Raw genomic sequence first — 19,383 nt, 5'->3', positions numbered from 1 at the left:
CGTCGACGAGCGCTTGCGCGAGGAGTGTGTGTGAAGTGCCCCGGGTGACGGACGACCATCTCGCGGCCCGGCGCCGTCAAATCCTTGACGGCGCCCGGCGCTGCTTCGGTCAGTACGGATATGAGAGTGCGACCGTGCGGCGGCTCGAAGAAACCATCGGGCTGTCGCGCGGCGCAATCTTTCACCACTTCAAGGACAAGGACACCTTGTTCTTCGAATTGGCGCGCGAGGATGCTGAGCGGATGGCCGACGTGGCCGCCCGCGAGGGGCTGATCCAGGTGATGCGCAACATGCTGGCCGCGCCGGAGCAGTTCGACTGGCTGGCGACCCGGCTGGAGATCGCCCGAAAACTGCGCAATGACCCTGCTTTTCACCGGGGCTGGGCGGAGCGGTCAGCCGAGCTGGACGCCGCCATCACCGAGCGCCTGCGCCGGCAGAAGCAGGCCGGGCGCCTGCGTGACGACGTGCCGAGCGCGGTGCTGCACATCTACCTGGACCTGGTGCTCGACGGTCTGGTGGCCCGCATCGCCTCGGGTGAGGACCCGAAGAATCTCACCGCGGTGCTCGACCTGGTCGAAGCCAGTGTGCGCCAGCAGACCGCGCCTGGAAGCTGAATCCGCCTATCGCACAGCGACTGTGATCGTCATGCCCTGGAGCGGGTGCGGTGGTTGGGGCCGCCCCGGCTGCGCATGGTCGTTCCCGACTCACGCAGCAAGCTGTGGATCGAGCCGTAAGACCGTCCGGTCGTAGCCACCAACGAGCGGATACTGGCACCCCCCTCATACGCCTTACGCAGCTCTACCAACAGCTCGTCTCGGTTCTTCTTCATATCCCTCATCGACATCTCCACGCTCGTGATGTCCCGACGGGTACCCACAGTAGAAACCACCCACACGCCGGCGGGCCGATTTGTCCAACGTCTTATATTTACGGTCCCGAAGGCGCGGCGGTCCTTGAGGTTTCGCGGTCAGGCGAGCTCGATGAGATCCCGGTAATCGTCGGACCAGAAGTCCTCCGTGCCGTCCGGCAGCAACACGACGCGCTGCGGATCCAGCGCTTCGGCCGCACCGGGATCGTGGGTTACCAGCACGACCGCGCCCTGATAGCTGCGCAGCGCGTCGAGAACCTGCTCACGGGACGCCGGATCGAGGTTGTTCGTCGGCTCGTCGAGCAACAACACGTTGGCCGTAGAGGCAACCAGGCCGGCCAGCGCCAACCGGGTCTTCTCACCGCCGGACAACGTGCCCGCAGGCTGATCGAGCTGCGGTCCGGTGAACATGAACGCCCCGAGCAGACCACGCAGGTCCTGCTCGCCGGTATCCGGTGCGGCGTGCCGGATGTTCTCCCAGACGGTCGACTCGTTGTCGAGGGTGTCGTGCTCCTGGGCGAAGTAGCCGATCTTGCAGCCATGCCCGGGTTCGAGGGTTCCGGCGTCGGCGGTCTCGGCACCCGCCAGCAGCCGCAGCAAGGTGGTCTTGCCCGCACCGTTGAGGCCGAGCACAACCACCCGCGAGCCGCGGTCGATGGCCAGATCCACCCCGGTGAAGATCTCCAGGGATCCGTACGTTTTCGTCAACCCCTTGGCCACCAGTGGGGTCTTTCCGCACGGTGCCGGGGTGGGGAACTTGATGCGGGCCACCTTGTCGGCCACCCGCTCGGCGTCGAGCTCGGCGATCATCCGTTCGGCCCGTCGCAACATATTCTGTGCCGCAACAGCTTTGGTGGCCTTGGCGCCCATCTTGGCGGCCTGGGCCCGCAATGCGCCCGCCTTCTTCTCGGCGTTGGCACGTTCGCGGCGGCGACGCTGTTCGTCGGTGGCGCGGGCATCCAGGTACTTCTGCCAGCCCATGTTGTAGACATCGGCCTCACCGCGGACCGCGTCGAGGAACCACACCCGGTTGACGACCTCGGCGAGCAGGTCGACATCGTGGCTGATGACGACGAGACCGCCGGTGTGGTTGTGCAGGAAGTCCCGCAGCCAGCCGATCGAGTCGGCATCCAGGTGGTTGGTGGGCTCGTCGAGCAGCAGCGTTGTGGCCGAGCCTGATCCGGTCTCGGAGGCGGCGAAGAGGATGCGCGCCAGTTCCACCCGGCGGCGCTGACCGCCGGACAGGGTCCGCAGCGGCTGGGTCAGGACCCGTTCGGGCAGACCGAGGCTGGCACAGATGCGTCCGGCCTCGCTCTCGGCGGCGTACCCGCCGAGAGCGGAGAACCGCTCTTCCAACTGCCCGTAACGGCGCACGGCCTTGTCGCGAGCGGCGTCGTCGGCCACCTCGGCCATCAACGCCTGCTGCTTCTCCAGGTCGGCCAGCAACGTGTCGAGTCCGCGGGCGGACAGCACGCGGTCGCGGGCCAGCACATCGAGATCGCCTTCGCGGGGATCCTGCGGCAGATACCCGATCTCCCCCGTCCGCGTGATGGTGCCTGCGTAGGGTTCGCCTTCGCCGGCCAAGATCCGCATCGTGGTGGTCTTGCCTGCGCCGTTGCGCCCGACCAGCCCGATGCGGTCGCCGGGCTGCACCCGCAGCGCGGAGCCATCGATGGACAGCAGCGTGCGCGCGCCGGCGCGGACCTCCAGGTCCGTAGCGGTGATCACGCTGCGGTCCTCCTCGGTGTCTCGGTGTTACTACTTCTCGTGGTGCCGGTCGGCTCCTCGCGCTAGCGCTCGTCGGTGCCGGTCGGCTCCTCGCGCTAGCGCTCGTCGGTAAAAACGGGGCTGCGCTTCTCGGCGCGCGCGGCAACCGCTTCCTCGAAGTTTGCGGTGAGCAGGCGCACGAAGAGTTGTCCCAGGCCTTCGGCCTGCATGTGCCCCTCCAGGCTAGCGGCGTCCAGTCCACTCCAAAGTGTGCGCTTGGTCAACTCGATTCCCGGCCGGGAGAACGCCGCCATGCGGTCGGCCAAGGCGTAGCAGGTGTCCAGGAGCGACTCTTCGGCCACCACGCCAGACACCAGGCCGATGCGTTCGGCCTCCTGCGCGTCGACGTCGCGGCCGGTCAGCATGATCTCGAAGGCTCGCGACGAGCCGATGGCCCGCGGCAGCAGATAGGACAAGCCCAGCTCACTGGCGGTAAGTCCGTTGTTGATCCCGGCCGCGCGGAAGTACGCGCCGGCGGCGGCGACCCGAACGTCACAGGCCAGGGCCAAGCACAGACCGCCACCGATGGCCGCGCCATTGACGGCGGCGATGACCGGCTGGTGCAGTCGCCGTAGGGCGAGAATCACATCGTCGAGGATCTCCATCGACCGCAGCGCATACGTCGGCCTGGTGAGCCCGGCCACGTGCGGAACAGAGCCTGCCGACTTGTGGTCGGCCCCGGATGAGAAGCCCCGGCCCGCGCCGGTCAGCACCACCACCCGCACGCTGTTGTCGTAACGGAGTTCCTCCAGCACCGCCTTGAGCGGAACCATGACGTCGAACGCCATCGAGTTCATCCGCTCGGGCCGGTTGAGGGTCACCAGGGCGACATCCGGCCGCGGGCGGTCGACCAGTACGAATTCGTTCTGCGCAGTCACGGACAGCACGCTATCGCGTGCCCGCGATCACACCTGTTCGGCGTCGCCCTGTTCCTTCATGGCCGCGTCGATGTCGAACTCCTTGACCTTCTGCACCAGATCCTCCAGGGCCGCCGGTGGCAGCGCCNCATCGCGAAGCGGTTTTCGAGCTGAAGCGAGCCGATGGTCAACGGACTGAACAAGGTCTGACGGAGATCGCTCACCTCGGTATCCAACCGCGGTACCGCGGGCTGGATTCCATTCAGATCATGGTGAGCCTTTTCGTCTACTAGATACGCTTGCGTAGCTACGTAAACGTATCTATGTTGGGTCCCATGCGGCGACCACTCGAGGATCTGAAGTCCGCTTGCCGGGCCGCCGTGCTCGCCGAGGTCGCGGACACCGGGCTCGGCGGATTGACGGTCGAAGGTGTGGCGCGCCGCGCGTCCGCCGCCAAGACATCGATCTACCGGCACTGGGCGACGGTCGAGGAGTTGTTGCTCGACGCCTTGGCCGAGGCGTACCCAACCGAAGTCCCCACGGTCGAGGGCGGGAATCTGCGCGGCGATCTCCTGCGCTCGCTGGATCAGCTGGCCACCTGGCTGACCGGGCCGACCGCCCCGGCCGTGGCCGCGATCCTCGGCGAACGGCGCCNTCCTCGGTGTCTCGGTGTTACTACTTCTCGTGGTGCCGGTCGGCTCCTCGCGCTAGCGCTCGTCGGTGCCGGTCGGCTCCTCGCGCTAGCGCTCGTCGGTAAAAACGGGGCTGCGCTTCTCGGCGCGCGCGGCAACCGCTTCCTCGAAGTTTGCGGTGAGCAGGCGCACGAAGAGTTGTCCCAGGCCTTCGGCCTGCATGTGCCCCTCCAGGCTAGCGGCGTCCAGTCCACTCCAAAGTGTGCGCTTGGTCAACTCGATTCCCGGCCGGGAGAACGCCGCCATGCGGTCGGCCAAGGCGTAGCAGGTGTCCAGGAGCGACTCTTCGGCCACCACGCCAGACACCAGGCCGATGCGTTCGGCCTCCTGCGCGTCGACGTCGCGGCCGGTCAGCATGATCTCGAAGGCTCGCGACGAGCCGATGGCCCGCGGCAGCAGATAGGACAAGCCCAGCTCACTGGCGGTAAGTCCGTTGTTGATCCCGGCCGCGCGGAAGTACGCGCCGGCGGCGGCGACCCGAACGTCACAGGCCAGGGCCAAGCACAGACCGCCACCGATGGCCGCGCCATTGACGGCGGCGATGACCGGCTGGTGCAGTCGCCGTAGGGCGAGAATCACATCGTCGAGGATCTCCATCGACCGCAGCGCATACGTCGGCCTGGTGAGCCCGGCCACGTGCGGAACAGAGCCTGCCGACTTGTGGTCGGCCCCGGATGAGAAGCCCCGGCCCGCGCCGGTCAGCACCACCACCCGCACGCTGTTGTCGTAACGGAGTTCCTCCAGCACCGCCTTGAGCGGAACCATGACGTCGAACGCCATCGAGTTCATCCGCTCGGGCCGGTTGAGGGTCACCAGGGCGACATCCGGCCGCGGGCGGTCGACCAGTACGAATTCGTTCTGCGCAGTCACGGACAGCACGCTATCGCGTGCCCGCGATCACACCTGTTCGGCGTCGCCCTGTTCCTTCATGGCCGCGTCGATGTCGAACTCCTTGACCTTCTGCACCAGATCCTCCAGGGCCGCCGGTGGCAGCGCCCCGGCCTGGTTGAAGACCAGTTTGCCCTTCTTGAACGCCATCAGCGTCGGAATCGACCGGATGTCGGCGGCCGCGGCGAGGTCCTGCTCTGCCTCGGTGTCCACCTTGGCGAAGACGACGTCGGGATGCTTCTCCGATGCGGCCTTGAACGTCGGCGCGAACGCACGACACGGCCCGCACCACGACGCCCAGAAATCCACCAGCACGATCTCGTTACCGTTGACGATCTCGTTGAACTGGTCTGCGGTGATGTCCTGCGTACTCACACTTTTCCTAACGTCGGGTTGATTCAGCCTGTTCCCAGCCTATGTTCAACGCAAACTGGCCAGCGCGGTTTCGGCGTGGTAGCCGCTGAAACCGTCCAGGGTCTCGTCGCGCAGTCGGTTCACCCAGCCCGGATCGGCCAGCAGCGCCCGGCCGACGGCGACGATGTCGAATTCACCGGCCTGGTACTGCTCCAGCAGCCGGTCGACGGGGGCGGGTGTGATGAGCTCGCCGTCGATCCGTCCCGGCTTGAACTCGGTTGCCAGACCGACCGAACCGACACTGATCACCGGTAGCCCGCTCACCTTCTTGGTCCAGCCCGCCAGACTGAGCGGCGAATCGGCGAACGCGGGTTGGTAATGCCGCCGGGTCGACGGGTGCAGGACGTCGACACCCGCGTCGACCAGTGGCCGCAATACCGCTTCGAGTTCGGCCGGGGACGCGGCCAGTTGCGCACCGTAGGCCTTGGCCTTCCATTGCGAGAACCGGAAGATCACCGGGAAGTCCGGGCCGACGGCGGCTCGCACCGCCTGGACCACTTCGGCAGGGAATCGCGACCTGGCCGCCACCGAGCCACCGTATGCGTCGGTGCGCTGATTGGTTTTCTCCCAAAGGAATTCATCGAGCAGGTAGCCGTGCGCGCCGTGCAGCTCGACGGCGTCGAATCCAGCCGCCTTGGCGTTGCGGGCGGCCTCGCCATATCCCTCGGCGATACCGGCCAATTCCTCGGACCGCAGGGCCCGGCCTTTGGCGGTACCGGCGCTGTCGATCCCGGATGGACTGACCGGAACGAGCCCGTCGGATTCGTCACGCTCGGCGCCCTGATGCCACAGTTGCGCGGCGATGGCCGTGCCGTGGGCATGAACCGCCTCCGTGACGGCTCGCCAGCCGGCAAGGGCCTCGGCACCGGACAGGGTCGGAATGCTGAACGGCCAGCCCGCGACCGGGTCGGCCAGCCGTACGCCCTCGGTGATGATCAGCCCGACGCCGCCGGCGGCCCGCCGCGCGTAATAGGCCGCAACGTCCGGCCCCGGCACTCCGCCCGGCGATGCGCGGCGCGTCATGGGCGCCATCGCGAAGCGGTTTTCGAGCTGAAGCGAGCCGATGGTCAACGGACTGAACAAGGTCTGACGGAGATCGCTCACCTCGGTATCCAACCGCGGTACCGCGGGCTGGATTCCATTCAGATCATGGTGAGCCTTTTCGTCTACTAGATACGCTTGCGTAGCTACGTAAACGTATCTATGTTGGGTCCCATGCGGCGACCACTCGAGGATCTGAAGTCCGCTTGCCGGGCCGCCGTGCTCGCCGAGGTCGCGGACACCGGGCTCGGCGGATTGACGGTCGAAGGTGTGGCGCGCCGCGCGTCCGCCGCCAAGACATCGATCTACCGGCACTGGGCGACGGTCGAGGAGTTGTTGCTCGACGCCTTGGCCGAGGCGTACCCAACCGAAGTCCCCACGGTCGAGGGCGGGAATCTGCGCGGCGATCTCCTGCGCTCGCTGGATCAGCTGGCCACCTGGCTGACCGGGCCGACCGCCCCGGCCGTGGCCGCGATCCTCGGCGAACGGCGCCGCCGCCCCGAGTTGGTCGATGCGCTGTACCGCCGGGTTTTCGACGCCAACGGTCGGCGCTTCACCCAGACCGTCATCGAGCATTACGCAGCACGCGGCGAGATCGAGGCACGGTACGTGACCCCGATCAGCTGCGACATCGGGGAGGCACTGGTGATCAAGCACCAGATCGACACCGGAGAGATTCCCGACGCGGAGACCCGCACGGCGATCGTGGACCAGGCCATCCTGCCTGCACTGGGAATCCGCGCCGAAACGGGGCGTTCATGACGATTCCGGTAAATGTCGACTGGTCAGCCGGGATCGCGACCTCACGCACCACCCTGACCACACACCTGTGGACGGCCCCGCCGCTGCGCCGTGACTCCCCCATCCACGACCGCGCCTTCGCCGCATTGCGCGATCTCGGCGCCGACCTGGTCAGGTTCCTGCCCTGGTTCTCACACCCTCACTTGTCGGTACCGGAGCTGCATCCGCCGAAGGACAACGAAACATATTGGGAATTCCGGCTTCTCGACCCCTTCGTGGCGGATTTCATGGCAGCGGCCCAAGGCCGGCCCGTGGTCGCGAACTTCGCGACGATTCCGGCCTGGATGTTCACGGAGCCGGTCGACGTGCCCGACGACCCGAATACGATCGTCTGGGATTACGAGCGGGGTACCGAACTACGCGACCCCACATTCACCGAGGTGGCCGACTACTTCCACCGACTCGCGAGCTGGTACATCGCCGGAGGGTTCACCGACGAACTGGGCCGGTGGCACGAATCCGGGCATCGCTACCGGTTCGCGTACTGGGAGGTGTTGTGCGAACCCGACCTCCGCGGAATGCCACCGAAGACTTACACGGCCCTCTACGACGCCGTGGTGCGGCGCCTACAGCCATTGGACCCCGAGATGAAGTTCGTCGGACTGTCGCTCACGCACAGGCACCACGATCCCGAGTACTTCTGGACCTTCCTGGACCCGGCCAACCACCACGACCATGCCGCACCGGACGCCATGTCGTTCCACTTCTACGCTCACTCCGAGGTGGTGGACCCGTTCTCAGCCGAGGCGAACCCACCGCAAAGCCATTGGCGCGACATCTATTTCGCCCAAGCCGATGGTTTCATCGACCAGGTGCGCCTCATCGACTCGATCCGGCGCAGGCTCGCTCCGGAGACCTTGACGTTCATCAATGAGGTGGGCTCCTTTCCCGCCGACGTGATGAACCCCGAGCCGGACATTCCCGATGAGTACTGGGCGTTGAGCGCGGCTCTGCAGTCCTACCTTTGGGCGCAATTGCTCCCGCTCGGGATCGATCTCGTCGGTATCGCCGAGTTCATGGACTACCCCGGCATGATCCCTGGAACCACGCTGATCGACTGGGAAACCGGTGAACCGAACGCCCGCTACCACGCCCTCGAGCTGCTGCTGCGCAACTTCGGCCCGGGTGACACCCTCGTCGCGACCACGAGCGGCCTGCCCGGCCAGCCGGACTGCCGGATCCACGCGCAGGGCTTCGTCACCACGGATGGCAGACGAAAGCTGATGATCATCAACAAGACCGGGACATCCGTCACCGCCGTCGTGCAGCCGAACGACACGGTGGACCTCGAACCCTACGAGGTCCGGGTGATCGAATGTCAGGCCGAGGCCGCAAGATCTCGCTGATAGGGATATCCGGATTCGAACCTCCAGATCGCGTGGTCGAGCGCGAGAGCGTTCCAGCCGGCGGTTTGGGCCACGCCACCCAGCACCTCGCCCGCGTCCTCGGCGCTGACCGGCCCGATCTCCCGGGCAACGTACGCCGCGACCACGCGACCGGCTCTCGTTCCGGGGATCTGGGCGAGCTTCAACGCGTAATCCCAGGTGACGCCTGACTTTTGGCCCGGCGCGTCACACCAGGCCGTTCTGGCGGCGGCACGGCGGGCATCATCTCGCACCGCTGACCTCAGATCGTCGGCCGAGCAGATACCGATGCCGACGAGTGCCTTCGCAACCTGGGCGACGGCCACCGATTTCAGCGGGGCGTTGGCCGCGGTCGAGGTGGGCCGACGGTTCCCGATCCGCTCGGCCCACTCCTCGGGCCCGTTCAACTCGACAATGGTCCGCAGCAGCTCGGCGGCACCATCCTGGTCGGCATCGGCACCCTGGCCGGCCCGGTAGTCGCGGTATCGCGCGGTGATCTTCTCCACGGTGGCATACCGCGCCCCGGTCGAGTAGATCGAATCGATCACGCACAGCGCCAACGAATCCGGGTATCCGCGCGGGCTGAACCAGCGCCGGTGATCACCGAGGTCGCGGACACACGCCGCGTGCAACTTTTCGACGTCCGAATGCATCGCAATTCCTTCCGACTGTTCGGGACGTCCAACCGGTCCCGATGAGGTGGAAGCTAGCGAGGTAGGCCGACAGGAATGCGCGCCGCGGCGTGGTTATCCACAGGCCTGTCGGACATTGGCCAGCAGCCGGGCCTGCCGCTTCGGCCACCAGAACAGTTCCATCGCCAGGGCGCCCAGATAGATGACGGACACGACGGCGTTTCCGACCGATCCGAAGACGGCGTCGTACAACGCACTTGCCGCGGCGACGATGAGCACCAGGGGCAGCAGCCAGCGAAACGGGCGAGCTGATTCCGCGGCCTCATGCACCCCGCGGCAGTAATCGCGGGCGGCGTCCAGCAGGCGCGGATCCCCGATCCGATCGCCGGCGCGTGCGGCGCGCACGACAGCCACCCGGTCGGCACCGGTCAGCTGCCGCGCCGTCGACCAGTACCGGGTCATCCGCCGGGCCATCCAGACGCCGTAGAACGTGCCGACGATCACCAGGACCAGCACCGCCGAGATCCAGAAACCCGAATCCAGCCAGGCGAGGGCACCCAGAATCGAGCCCACGCCGGCGCCGATGATCAGCGCCCGGCCCCAGAAGCCGCCGCGCCAGACGAACGCCGGGACCGTGATCACCCGGTCATTGTGCGGCGCCTACCGGTGTCTAGACAGTGAAACCGAGTGCGCGCAGCTGCTCGCGTCCGTCGTCAGTGATCTTGTCCGGGCCCCACGGCGGGTTCCACACCCAGTTGATCTTGATCTCGTTGACCAGGCCCGCGCCCACCAGCGCGGTACGCGACTGGTCTTCGATCACGTCCGTCAGCGGGCAGGCCGCCGAGGTCAGCGTCATGTCGATCAGCGCGACGGGGCCCTCGTCGCCCTCTTCGACGTTGAGTCCGTAAACCAGGCCGAGATCGACGACGTTGATGCCCAGCTCGGGGTCCACCACGTCGCGCATGGCCTCCTCGACGTCGGCGAGCAGTTCGTCGGAAGCGGTCTCGCTCATCGCTGTTCCTCCACATCGTCGCTGGCCTTCGCCAACGCTTCGTCCAATGGCCTGGCCTCCGCCAGAGCGGCCTTGAATGCCATCCAGCCCAGCAACGCGCACTTCACCCGGGCCGGATACTTGGCGACACCCGCGAACGCGATGCCGTCCCCGAGTACATCTTCGTCCCCCTCGACATTGCCGCGCGAGGAAATCATCTCGGTGAAGGCCTCGACCGTCTTGAGGGCATCGCCGACGCTCTGACCGATCACCTGATCGGTCAGCACCGACGTGGCGGCCTGGCTGATCGAACAGCCCTGCCCGTCATACGAGATGTCGTCGACGGTCTCGCCGTCGCCGGACAGCGCGACCCGCAGCGTCACTTCGTCGCCACAGGTCGGATTGACGTGATGCACCTCGGCCGCGAACGGCTCCCGCAGCCCGCGGTGGTGCGGATGCTTGTAATGGTCCAGGATCACTTCCTGGTACATCTGTTCCAATCTCACGAGAAGAACTCCACGGCCCGCTTGATGCCGGCCACCAGGCGGTCCACCTCGTCGAGCGTGTTGTACACCGCGAACGACGCCCGTGCGGTGGCAGCGATACCGAATCGACGGTGCAGGGGCCACGCGCAATGGTGCCCGACCCGCACTGCCACCCCCTCGTCATCGAGCACCTGCCCGACATCGTGGGCGTGGATCCCGTCGACCACGAAGCTGACCGGTGATCCGCGATGTTCGATCGATTGCGGCCCGATGATGCGTACGCCCGGCACCGAGGCCAGCCCGTCGAGCGCGGCCGCGACCAGTTCGGCCTCGTGCGCCTCCACCGCATCCATCCCGATGTCACGCAGATAGCGTGCGGCTGCGGCCAATCCGACCACCTGCGAGGTCATCGGGGTGCCGGCCTCGAACCGCTGCGGCGCAGGCGCATAGGTGGTCTGCTCCATGGTGACGGTCTCGATCATGGAACCGCCGGTGATGAACGGTGGCATCGCGTTCAGCAGGTTCGCACGCCCGTAGAGCACACCGATGCCGGTGGGGCCGAGCATCTTGTGACCGGAGAACGCAGCGAAATCGATGTCGAGGGCATGGAAATCGACCGGCTGGTGCGGCACCGACTGGCAGGCGTCCAGCACGGTGATGGCACCGACGGCCTTGGCGCGCGACACCAGTTCGGCGACCGGGGCGATGGCGCCGGTGACATTCGAATGATGGCTGAACGCCACCACTTTCACCCGCTCATCGAGTTGCAACGAATCCAGGTCGATGCGGCCGTCTTCGGTGACGCCGTACCAACGCAGCGTCGCACCCGTGCGCTGGGCCAACTCCTGCCACGGAATCAGATTCGCATGGTGTTCGAGTTCGGTGGTGACGATGACGTCACCCGGACCGACGGCGTGCTCGAACCGCTTGTCCCCCAGCACGTATGCGACGAGATTGAGCGATTCGGTGGCGTTCTTGGTGAACACCAGCTCGTCCGGCTCGGCACCGACGAACGATGCGATGTCGGCACGTCCCTGCTCGTAGGCGTCGGTGGCCTCTTCCATCAGCTGGTGCGCACCACGATGCACCGCACCGTTGGAGGTGGTGAGGAACTCCCGTTCGGCGTCGAGCACCTGCAGCGGCTTCTGCGACGTCGCCCCGGAATCCAGGTAGGCCAACTGCTTTCCGCCGCGCATCACCCGGCTCAGAATCGGGAAATCAGCTCTGATCCTGGCCAAGTCCACCGTCTGCGCCGAAGCTGTCATATCAGGCTCCGACGGCTTGGGTGAAGCGCACGTATCCGTTCTCTTCGAGCTCGTCGGCGAGTTCCGGACCCCCCGACTCCACGATGCGTCCACCGACGAACACATGCACGAACTGCGGACGGATGTAGCGCAGGATGCGGGTGTAGTGGGTGATCAGCAGGATGCCGCCGTGCTCGGCCTCGGCGTAGCGGTTGACGCCCTCGCTCACGATGCGCAATGCGTCGACGTCCAGACCCGAGTCGGTCTCGTCGAGGATCGCGATCTTGGGCTTGAGCAGACCGAGCTGCAGGATCTCGTGGCGCTTCTTCTCGCCGCCCGAGAAGCCCTCGTTGACGCTGCGCTCACCGAACGCCGGATCGATGTCCAGCTCGTCCATCGCAGCCTTGACTTCCTTGACCCAGTGGCGCAGTTTCGGCGCCTCGCCGCGCACCGCGGTGGCGGCCGTGCGCAGGAAGTTCGACATCGACACGCCGGGCACCTCGACCGGGTACTGCATCGCCAGGAAGAGGCCGGCCCGCGCCCGCTCGTCGATGCTCATCTCGAGGACGTCCTGTCCGTCGAGGGTGATCGACCCGGAGGTCACGGTGTACTTCGGGTGACCGGCGATCGCGTAGGACAGCGTCGACTTTCCCGAGCCGTTGGGGCCCATCACCGCGTGGGTCTCCCCCGACTTCACGGTGAGGTCGACACCCTTGAGGATCGGGATCTCGGTGTTCTCAGCGCCTTCGGCGGCGTTGACCGAGACGTGCAGGTCCTTGATTTCCAGAGTGGTCATGAGTGCGATGCTTTCGATTCGGTGATGGCAAGTTCTTTTTCGATGGCGGCGGTCAGACGCTCGCGCACCTCGGGGACAGCGATCTTGGCGATGATCTCGTTGAAGAATCCGCGCACGACGAGGCGTCGGGCCTGATCCTCGGGGATGCCGCGAGCACGCAGATAGAACAACTGCTCGTCGTCGAAACGTCCGGTGGCACTGGCGTGCCCGGCGCCGACGATCTCGCCGGTCTCGATTTCCAGGTTGGGCACCGAGTCGGCGCGGGCGCCGTCGGTCAGCACCAGGTTGCGGTTCACCTCGAAGGTGTCGGTGCCGGTGGCCTCGGCCCGGATCAGCACGTCGCCGATCCACACGGTGTGCGCATCGGGCTTCTTGGAAGCCGGATCACCCTGCAGCGCACCCTTGTACAACACGTCCGACTTGCAGTGCGGCTGCGAATGGTCGACGAGCAGCCGCGACTCGAAGAACTGGCCGTCGTCGGCGAAGTACGTGCCGAGCATCTTGGCGTCGCCGCCGGGCCCGGTGAATCGGACGGTGGCCGAGGTGCGCACCACGTCGCCACCGAGGGTGACGTTGACGTGTCCGAGCACCGCGTCCTTGCCGAGTTTGGCGTGATGCGCGCTGACGTGCACCATGTCGTCGGCCCAGTCGGCGATCCAAATCAAGCCGAGGCCGGCCGAATCACCCACGATGATCTCGACGTTGTCGGCGTAGGTTCCGCTGCCGCGCAGGTCCACCACGACGATCGCCCGGGACAGTTCCTCCAGCCGGATCTGCAGGTGGCCGTAGCCCACGGTGTCGGCGCCGGGACCGTCGATGACGATCTCGATCGGTTCGGCCACCTCGGTGTCCCGCCCGACCGTCACCACCGTCGCAGTCTCGAACGACGAGAACGCCTGGGCGGCAACCCGATCGGTGGGCGTACCACCCTCGCCGAGCCGCTGGTCGTCGCGGCCGACGGTCTCCACGGTCACGCCGGGACGCTCGGTCACGGTGATGCCCGCGCTACCGCTGGCGACGGCCGAGCCGTCGTGCAGGCCGCGCAGCCGCTTGAGCGGGGTGAACCGCCACAGTTCGTCGCGACCGCCGGGTACCTCGAAGGCGTTGACGTCGAAGGACGCGAACAGCTCGCCCTTGTTGGCGGCAGCCAATGTCGAGCCGGAGTTGGCGGCAGCCGTTTCGGCCGCTTCCGTCAGATTCGATGCCACTTAACCGACCGCGCCTTCCATCTGCAGCTCGATCAGCCGGTTCAGCTCGAGCGCGTACTCCATCGGCAGTTCCTTGGCGATGGGCTCGACGAAGCCGCGCACCACCATTGCCATCGCCTCGTCCTCGGTCAGGCCGCGGCTCATCAGGTAGAAGAGCTGGTCCTCGCTGACCTTGGACACCGTGGCCTCGTGCCCCATCGTGACGTCGTCCTCGCGGATGTCGACGTACGGGTAGGTGTCCGAGCGGCTGATCGTATCCACCAGCAGCGCATCGCATTTCACGCTCGACTTGCTACCGTGCGCACCCTTGTTGACCTGGACCAGGCCGCGGTAGGACGCGCGGCCGCCGCCGCGGGCCACCGACTTGGACACGATGTTGCTCGACGTGTGCGGAGCCAGGTGCAACATCTTGGCACCGGTGTCCTGGTGCTGGCCCTCGCCGGCGAAGGCCACCGAGAGCACCTCACCCTTGGCGTGCTCACCGGTCATCCAGACCGCCGGGTACTTCATCGTGACCTTGGAGCCGATGTTGCCGTCGATCCACTCCATGGTGGCGCCTGCCTCGGCCCTGGCCCGCTTGGTGACCAGGTTGTAGACGTTGTTCGACCAGTTCTGGATGGTGGTGTAGCGCACCCGCGCACCGGGCTTGACCACGATCTCGACGACGGCCGAGTGCAGCGAATCCGACTTGTAGATCGGTGCGGTACAACCCTCGACGTAGTGCACATAGGAGCCCTCGTCGGCGATGATCAGCGTCCGCTCGAACTGGCCCATGTTCTCGGTGTTGATCCGGAAGTAGGCCTGCAGCGGGATGTCGACGTGCACGCCCGGCGGCACGTAGATGAACGAACCACCCGACCACACCGCGGTGTTCAGCGCCGAGAACTTGTTGTCCCCGGCCGGGATCACGGTGCCGAAGTGCTCCTTGAAGATTTCCGGGTACTCGCGCAGGCCGGAGTCGGTGTCCAGGAAGATGACGCCTTGGGCCTCAAGGTCTTCGCGGATCTGGTGGTAGACCACCTCGGACTCGTACTGCGCGGCCACACCCGCGACCAGGCGCTGCTTCTCGGCTTCCGGGATGCCGAGTCGGTCATAGGTGTTACGGATGTCCTCGGGCAGTTCCTCCCAGGAAGCGGCCTGCTTCTCGGTGGAGCGCACGAAGTACTTGATGTTGTCGAAGTCGATGCCCTCGAGGTTGGAACCCCAGTTCGGCATCGGCTTCTTGTCGAAGGTGCGCAGCGCCTTCAGCCGGGTCTCCAGCATCCATTCCGGCTCGTTCTTCTTGGCCGAGATGTCACGCACGACGGCTTCGGACAGGCCGCGCTGCGCGCTTGCGCCAGCGACGTCGGAGTCCGACCAGCCGTAGCCGTATTTGCCCAGTGACGCGATGGTCTCTTCCTGGGTCAATGGCGTTTCGGGCGTGATGGTCATGTCGCCGCTCCTTGTTTGCTCGCTGTTTGGCTTGTCACCGTGGTCGTCCGGGTGCGGGCTGTGCCCCGAACCTTGGATTCGGTGTCTGTGTTCGATTTGTTCTTCACGTCGTCGACGTCGAGCGGTACGTGGGTGGTGCAGGCACAGTCACCATTGGCGATGGTGGCCAGGCGCTGCACATGGGTACCGAGGATCTCGGCGAACGCCTCGCTCTCGGTCTCGCACAGCTCCGGGAATTCCTCGGCCACGTGCGACACCGGACAGTGGTGCTGACAGATCTGCACCCCGTGAATCGGCCCGTCCACCGGCGTGGTGGTGGTCGCGTAACCGGCCCGGGTCAACGCGTCGGCCACCCGGTCGGCAGTCTCGGCCACCCCGCCGGACCCCTCGGTGACCCCGGCCAGGATGGTGTCCATCCGGCGCCGGGCGAAGGTGCGTACGGCCTCCTTGCCGCCGATCTCCCGCAACTGCCGGATCGCGGCGACCGCGAGGTCGTCATAGGTGTGGCCGAGCTTGGCCCGGCCCGCGGAGGTCAACCGGTAGCGTTTGGCCGGACGGCCCCGGCCGTTGTGCTGCCACGCCGCGGCGGCGCTGGCCTGCGCATCGCCGGCATCGATCAGCGCATCGAGGTGTCGACGGACACCCGCGGCCGAGATTCCGAGCCGCTCGCCGATCTGGCCTGCCGTGATGGGACCCTCGAGGAGCAGGTGAATGATCGCGCGGCGGGTGTGCCCGTCGGACACCGGCACGACGTCGCCGACCGGCTTCGGCACGCCGGCCGAAGCAGGGCTCGACACAGAGCCCGCGGTCGTCCGACGCATTTTCACAACACCATTGTGACGGAATTCCGCGCCGGGTTCTAGCAAGGGCAGCCTTACGTGACCTGGGCCACCCTTGCCTGGCGAAGGTCGCGCCCGCCGACGGTTACGCTGCCCTGATGGCAAGCCGCCTGTCGTCCTTCAGCTCATCGATCGCCCGGTGGCACGGCGACGAACGGACGGTCGGGTCCCCGCTGAACCCCGCCGAGGTCGTCGCCCTACGCCGGACCCGGCTGTTCGGGGCCACCGGAACGGTGCTGATGGCGATCGGTGCCCTCGGCGCCGGCGCCCGCCCCGTCGTGCAGGATCCGACCTTCGGGGTCCGGCTCCTCAATCTGCCCTCGCGTATCCAGACGGTGTCGCTGACCATGACCACCACCGGCGCGGTGATGATGGCGCTGGCCTGGCTCATGCTCGGCCGCTTCGCGCTCGGCCCGCGCCGCATGTCGCGCAGCCAGCTGGACCGCACATTGCTGCTGTGGGCCATCCCGCTGCTGATCGCGCCGCCGATGTACAGCAAGGACGTCTACTCCTATCTGGCCCAGAGTGAGATCGGCTACATCGGCCTCAACCCGTATCAGGTCGGGCCGGCCACCGGCCTCGGCCTCGATCACGTGTTCACGTTGTCCGTGCCCAGCCTGTGGCGCGAGACTCCGGCCCCGTACGGACCGCTGTTCCTCTGGATCGGCGAGAGCATCTCGGCGCTGACCGGGGAGAACATCGTCGCCGCGGTGCTGTGCCACCGCATCGTGGTACTGCTCGGCGTCGGGCTCATCGTGTGGGCGACTCCCCGGCTGGCGCGGCGCTGCGGCGTCGCCGAGGTCAGCGCACTGTGGCTGGGTGCGTGCAACCCACTGCTGTTCATGCATCTGGTGGCCGGCATCCACAACGAGGCGCTGATGCTCGGCCTGATGCTGGCCGGCACCGAATTCGCGTTGCGCGGCATCGACGCCACCGCCCCGCTCCTCCCGCGGCCGCTGGCCTGGCCACACACCCGCGAGGACTGGCAGCACTGGTACCCGGCGGCGATGCTGCTGCTCGGCACCGTGCTGATCACGCTGTCCTCGCAGGTCAAGCTCCCATCCCTGCTGGCGCTCGGATTCGTCGCGATGGCACTGGCCTGGCGGCTGGGCGGGACCGTCAAGGCGTTCTTCGTCGCGAGCGTGCCGCTCGGCGCGGTCTCGCTCGCGGTGATGGCCCTGATCGGGTGGGCCAGCGGGCTGGGCTTCGGCTGGCTGTCCACCCTGGGCACCGCCAACGTGGTGCGCAGCTGGATGTCGCCACCGACACTGCTGGCGCTGGGCACCGGGCAGGTCGGGATCCTGCTCGGGCTGGGTGATCACACCACCGCGGTGCTCGCCCTGACCCGCGCCATCGGCGTCTTCCTGATCGCGATCCTGGTCAGCTGGCTACTGCTGGCCGTGCTGCGGGGCCGCTTGCACCCGGTCGGCGGCCTCGGCGTCGCGCTGGGCGGCACGATCCTGCTGTTCCCCGTGGTGCAGCCGTGGTACCTGCTGTGGGCGGTGATCCCGTTGGCCGCGTGGGCGACCCGGCCCGGATTCCGCGGTTCGGCGATCGCGATCACGCTGGTCGTCGGCATCTTCGGCCCCACCGCCAACGGCGACCGGTTCACCTTGTTCCAGATCGTGATGGCGACGCTGGCCAGCACGGTGATCGTGCTGATCCTCATCGCGCTGACCTGGCGCCGATTGCCGTGGCGTCCGTCACCCCAGCGGGAAACTGACCCACCGCCGACACGATCACAATCCCCCGACGCCTACGCTGAATCCCCGTGACCTCGCGTTCTGAAGCTGCCGGCTCCTCGGCCCTACCAGTGCTGCTCCGCGGCGTGAGCAAGCGCTACGGATCGACGACGGCGGTGTCCGAACTGGATCTCGAGGTGCAGCGCGCCGAGGTGCTGGCCCTGCTCGGCCCCAACGGCGCGGGCAAGACCACGACCGTCGAGATGTGTGAGGGCTTCATCCGCCCGGACGGCGGCAGCGTCGAGATCCTCGGGCTCGACCCCGTCGCGGACAACGCCCAGCTGCGTGAGCGCATCGGCGTGATGCTGCAGGGTGGCGGCGGATACCCCGCGGCCCGGGCCGGCGAGATGCTCAACCTGGTCGCGTCCTATGCCGCCGATCCCCTCGATCCGGCCTGGTTGATGGACACCCTCGGCCTCACCGAATCCGCCCGCACCACCTACCGGCGACTGTCGGGCGGTCAGCAGCAACGTCTGGCGCTGGCCTGCGCCGTGGTGGGCCGGCCCGAACTGGTGTTCCTCGACGAGCCGACCGCCGGAATGGACGCGCACGCCCGAATCGTGGTGTGGGAGTTGATCGATGCGCTGCGCCGCGACGGTGTGACGGTCGTGCTGACCACCCACCACCTCGCCGAGGCCGAGGAACTCGCCGACCGGATCGTGATCATCGATCACGGCGTGGCCGTGGCCACCGGGACACCGGCCGAGCTGACCCGCAGCGGCGCCGAGAACCAGTTGCGTTTCAGCGCGCCGCGCAAGCTCGACCTGTCCCTGCTGACCGACGCACTGCCGGAGAACTACAAGGCCACCGAGACCGCACCCGGCGAGTACCTGGTCGAGGGAAACATCGATCCGCAGGTGCTGGCCACCGTGACGGCGTGGTGTGCCCGGGTCAATGTGCTGGCCACCGACATGCGGGTGGAGCAGCGCAGCCTCGAAGACGTCTTCCTCGACCTGACAGGACGGGAGCTGCGGTCATGACGAGCGCCGCCAATCGATTCGCCCCCGGTACCTTCGCGCCGGATCCGCGCCCGGCCAAGGTGCCGGCCATGCTGGCCGCCCAGTTCGGGCTCGAACTGAAGTTGCTGCTGCGCAACGGCGAACAGTTGCTGTTGACGATGTTCATCCCGATCACGCTGCTGGTCGGGATGACGCTGCTGCCCTTGGGCTCGTTCGGTGACAATCGGGCGGCAACCTTCACCCCGGCCATCATGGCGCTGGCCGTCATCTCCACGGCGTTCACCGGGCAGGCCATCGCGGTGGCCTTCGACCGCCGGTACGGGGCGCTGAAACGGCTCGGCGCCACCGCGCTGCCGGTGTGGGG

Annotated in this window: 20 protein-coding genes and 3 pseudogenes; 7 read left to right on the top strand and 16 right to left on the bottom strand. The window is 67.0% G+C overall.

Annotated features, from left to right (window positions below; translation table 11 throughout):
* Positions 1 to 35 precede the first annotated feature (35 nt).
* A complete protein-coding gene (locus tag BN4332_RS03720; RefSeq protein ID WP_066897233.1) occupies positions 36 to 614 on the top strand; it encodes a TetR/AcrR family transcriptional regulator in 579 nt (192 codons plus the stop codon).
* 29 nt (positions 615 to 643) lie between these two features.
* On the opposite strand, the gene BN4332_RS03715 is transcribed toward BN4332_RS03720, so the two are convergent.
* The 4 genes and pseudogenes from BN4332_RS03715 to BN4332_RS34075 all read right to left on the bottom strand — a co-directional run.
* A complete protein-coding gene (locus tag BN4332_RS03715; RefSeq protein ID WP_066897248.1) occupies positions 644 to 838 on the bottom strand; it encodes a helix-turn-helix domain-containing protein in 195 nt (64 codons plus the stop codon).
* A gap of 129 nt (positions 839 to 967) precedes the next feature.
* Positions 968 to 2,596: an ABC-F family ATP-binding cassette domain-containing protein gene (locus tag BN4332_RS03710; RefSeq protein WP_066897232.1), complete on the bottom strand. Its 1,629-nt coding sequence runs from the start codon at positions 2,594 to 2,596 to the stop codon at positions 968 to 970.
* Positions 2,597 to 2,691: 95 nt separating this feature from the next.
* Entirely contained in the window at positions 2,692 to 3,522 is an 831-nt protein-coding gene (locus BN4332_RS03705; protein ID WP_066897231.1) for an enoyl-CoA hydratase, read from the bottom strand.
* A gap of 18 nt (positions 3,523 to 3,540) precedes the next feature.
* Positions 3,541 to 3,639: pseudogene (locus BN4332_RS34075) on the bottom strand (thiol reductase thioredoxin); the annotation flags it as partial.
* Positions 3,640 to 3,815: 176 nt separating this feature from the next.
* Here BN4332_RS34075 and BN4332_RS34070 point away from each other — a divergent pair.
* A pseudogene (locus BN4332_RS34070) lies at positions 3,816 to 3,983 on the top strand (TetR family transcriptional regulator); the annotation flags it as partial.
* 249 nt (positions 3,984 to 4,232) lie between these two features.
* Here BN4332_RS34070 and BN4332_RS03690 read toward each other — a convergent pair.
* From BN4332_RS03690 to BN4332_RS03680, 3 genes are read right to left on the bottom strand one after another with little or no spacing between them, the layout of a single operon-like run.
* Positions 4,233 to 5,063 (bottom strand): enoyl-CoA hydratase, encoded by an 831-nt coding sequence (locus BN4332_RS03690; RefSeq protein WP_066897231.1) that lies wholly within the window; start codon positions 5,061 to 5,063, stop codon positions 4,233 to 4,235.
* A gap of 18 nt (positions 5,064 to 5,081) precedes the next feature.
* Positions 5,082 to 5,447, bottom strand: coding sequence for a thioredoxin (gene trxA, locus BN4332_RS03685; RefSeq protein WP_066897230.1), 366 nt, complete (start codon positions 5,445 to 5,447; stop codon positions 5,082 to 5,084).
* A 45-nt stretch (positions 5,448 to 5,492) separates the two neighbouring features.
* Positions 5,493 to 6,590: an oxidoreductase gene (locus tag BN4332_RS03680; RefSeq protein ID WP_084459158.1), complete on the bottom strand. Its 1,098-nt coding sequence runs from the start codon at positions 6,588 to 6,590 to the stop codon at positions 5,493 to 5,495.
* A 111-nt stretch (positions 6,591 to 6,701) separates the two neighbouring features.
* Between BN4332_RS03680 and BN4332_RS03675 the strand changes: the two genes are divergently transcribed.
* Together BN4332_RS03675 and BN4332_RS03670 are read left to right on the top strand one after the other, a co-directional pair.
* Positions 6,702 to 7,289, top strand: coding sequence for a TetR/AcrR family transcriptional regulator (locus BN4332_RS03675; RefSeq protein WP_066897228.1), 588 nt, complete (start codon positions 6,702 to 6,704; stop codon positions 7,287 to 7,289).
* Positions 7,286 to 8,674: a hypothetical protein gene (locus tag BN4332_RS03670; protein ID WP_066897227.1), complete on the top strand. Its 1,389-nt coding sequence runs from the start codon at positions 7,286 to 7,288 to the stop codon at positions 8,672 to 8,674. The genes BN4332_RS03675 and BN4332_RS03670 overlap by 4 nt, the downstream gene beginning before the upstream one ends.
* On the opposite strand, the gene BN4332_RS03665 is transcribed toward BN4332_RS03670, so the two are convergent.
* The 9 genes from BN4332_RS03665 to BN4332_RS03625 form a co-directional block, all read right to left on the bottom strand.
* Positions 8,647 to 9,345, bottom strand: coding sequence for a DUF8548 family protein (locus BN4332_RS03665; RefSeq protein ID WP_066897226.1), 699 nt, complete (start codon positions 9,343 to 9,345; stop codon positions 8,647 to 8,649). The two genes, BN4332_RS03670 and BN4332_RS03665, sit on opposite strands and share 28 nt — an antisense overlap.
* Positions 9,346 to 9,438: 93 nt before the next feature.
* Positions 9,439 to 9,966 carry a hypothetical protein gene (locus BN4332_RS03660; RefSeq protein WP_066897225.1) on the bottom strand — a complete coding sequence of 176 codons (528 nt, stop codon included), beginning with the start codon at positions 9,964 to 9,966 and terminating at the stop codon, positions 9,439 to 9,441.
* A 28-nt stretch (positions 9,967 to 9,994) separates the two neighbouring features.
* Complete coding sequence (locus BN4332_RS03655) at positions 9,995 to 10,336, bottom strand: metal-sulfur cluster assembly factor (RefSeq protein ID WP_065147353.1); 342 nt, start codon at positions 10,334 to 10,336, stop codon at positions 9,995 to 9,997.
* Positions 10,333 to 10,821 (bottom strand): Fe-S cluster assembly sulfur transfer protein SufU, encoded by a 489-nt coding sequence (sufU, locus tag BN4332_RS03650; RefSeq protein ID WP_066897224.1) that lies wholly within the window; start codon positions 10,819 to 10,821, stop codon positions 10,333 to 10,335. The genes BN4332_RS03655 and sufU overlap by 4 nt, the downstream gene beginning before the upstream one ends.
* The gene (locus tag BN4332_RS03645) at positions 10,818 to 12,065 is read right to left on the bottom strand and encodes a cysteine desulfurase (protein WP_066897223.1); all 1,248 of its coding nucleotides are present in this window, start codon (positions 12,063 to 12,065) and stop codon (positions 10,818 to 10,820) included. Before BN4332_RS03645 ends, sufU begins: the two co-directional genes overlap by 4 nt.
* A gap of 1 nt (position 12,066) precedes the next feature.
* Positions 12,067 to 12,840, bottom strand: a complete 774-nt coding sequence (sufC, locus tag BN4332_RS03640) for a Fe-S cluster assembly ATPase SufC (RefSeq protein WP_066897222.1) — start codon at positions 12,838 to 12,840, stop codon at positions 12,067 to 12,069.
* On the bottom strand, positions 12,837 to 14,048 hold the full coding sequence (gene sufD, locus BN4332_RS03635; protein ID WP_066897221.1) for a Fe-S cluster assembly protein SufD: 1,212 nt from the start codon (positions 14,046 to 14,048) through the stop codon (positions 12,837 to 12,839). The genes sufC and sufD overlap by 4 nt, the downstream gene beginning before the upstream one ends.
* Complete coding sequence (gene sufB, locus BN4332_RS03630; RefSeq protein ID WP_066897220.1) at positions 14,049 to 15,479, bottom strand: Fe-S cluster assembly protein SufB; 1,431 nt, start codon at positions 15,477 to 15,479, stop codon at positions 14,049 to 14,051. It lies immediately after the preceding gene.
* Positions 15,476 to 16,300 carry a helix-turn-helix transcriptional regulator gene (locus BN4332_RS03625; protein WP_096866821.1) on the bottom strand — a complete coding sequence of 275 codons (825 nt, stop codon included), beginning with the start codon at positions 16,298 to 16,300 and terminating at the stop codon, positions 15,476 to 15,478. The genes sufB and BN4332_RS03625 overlap by 4 nt, the downstream gene beginning before the upstream one ends.
* Before the next feature lie 116 nt (positions 16,301 to 16,416).
* Between BN4332_RS03625 and mptB the strand changes: the two genes are divergently transcribed.
* The 3 genes and pseudogenes from mptB to BN4332_RS03610 form a co-directional block, all read left to right on the top strand.
* Complete coding sequence (gene mptB / locus BN4332_RS03620) at positions 16,417 to 18,093, top strand: polyprenol phosphomannose-dependent alpha 1,6 mannosyltransferase MptB (protein ID WP_066897219.1); 1,677 nt, start codon at positions 16,417 to 16,419, stop codon at positions 18,091 to 18,093.
* Entirely contained in the window at positions 18,090 to 19,040 is a 951-nt protein-coding gene (locus BN4332_RS03615) for an ABC transporter ATP-binding protein (RefSeq protein WP_235654006.1), read from the top strand. Before mptB ends, BN4332_RS03615 begins: the two co-directional genes overlap by 4 nt.
* Positions 19,037 to 19,383: pseudogene (locus BN4332_RS03610) on the top strand (multidrug ABC transporter permease); the annotation flags it as partial. The gene BN4332_RS03615 and the pseudogene BN4332_RS03610, both read left to right, overlap by 4 nt.

Origin of the sequence: Mycolicibacterium houstonense (assembly GCF_900078665.2) — a bacterium.
Classification (GTDB): Bacteria; Actinomycetota; Actinomycetes; order Mycobacteriales; family Mycobacteriaceae; genus Mycobacterium; species Mycobacterium houstonense.
Note: the sequence above shows the minus strand (reverse complement) of the source record. Positions and strands in the feature narration are given on the sequence as shown.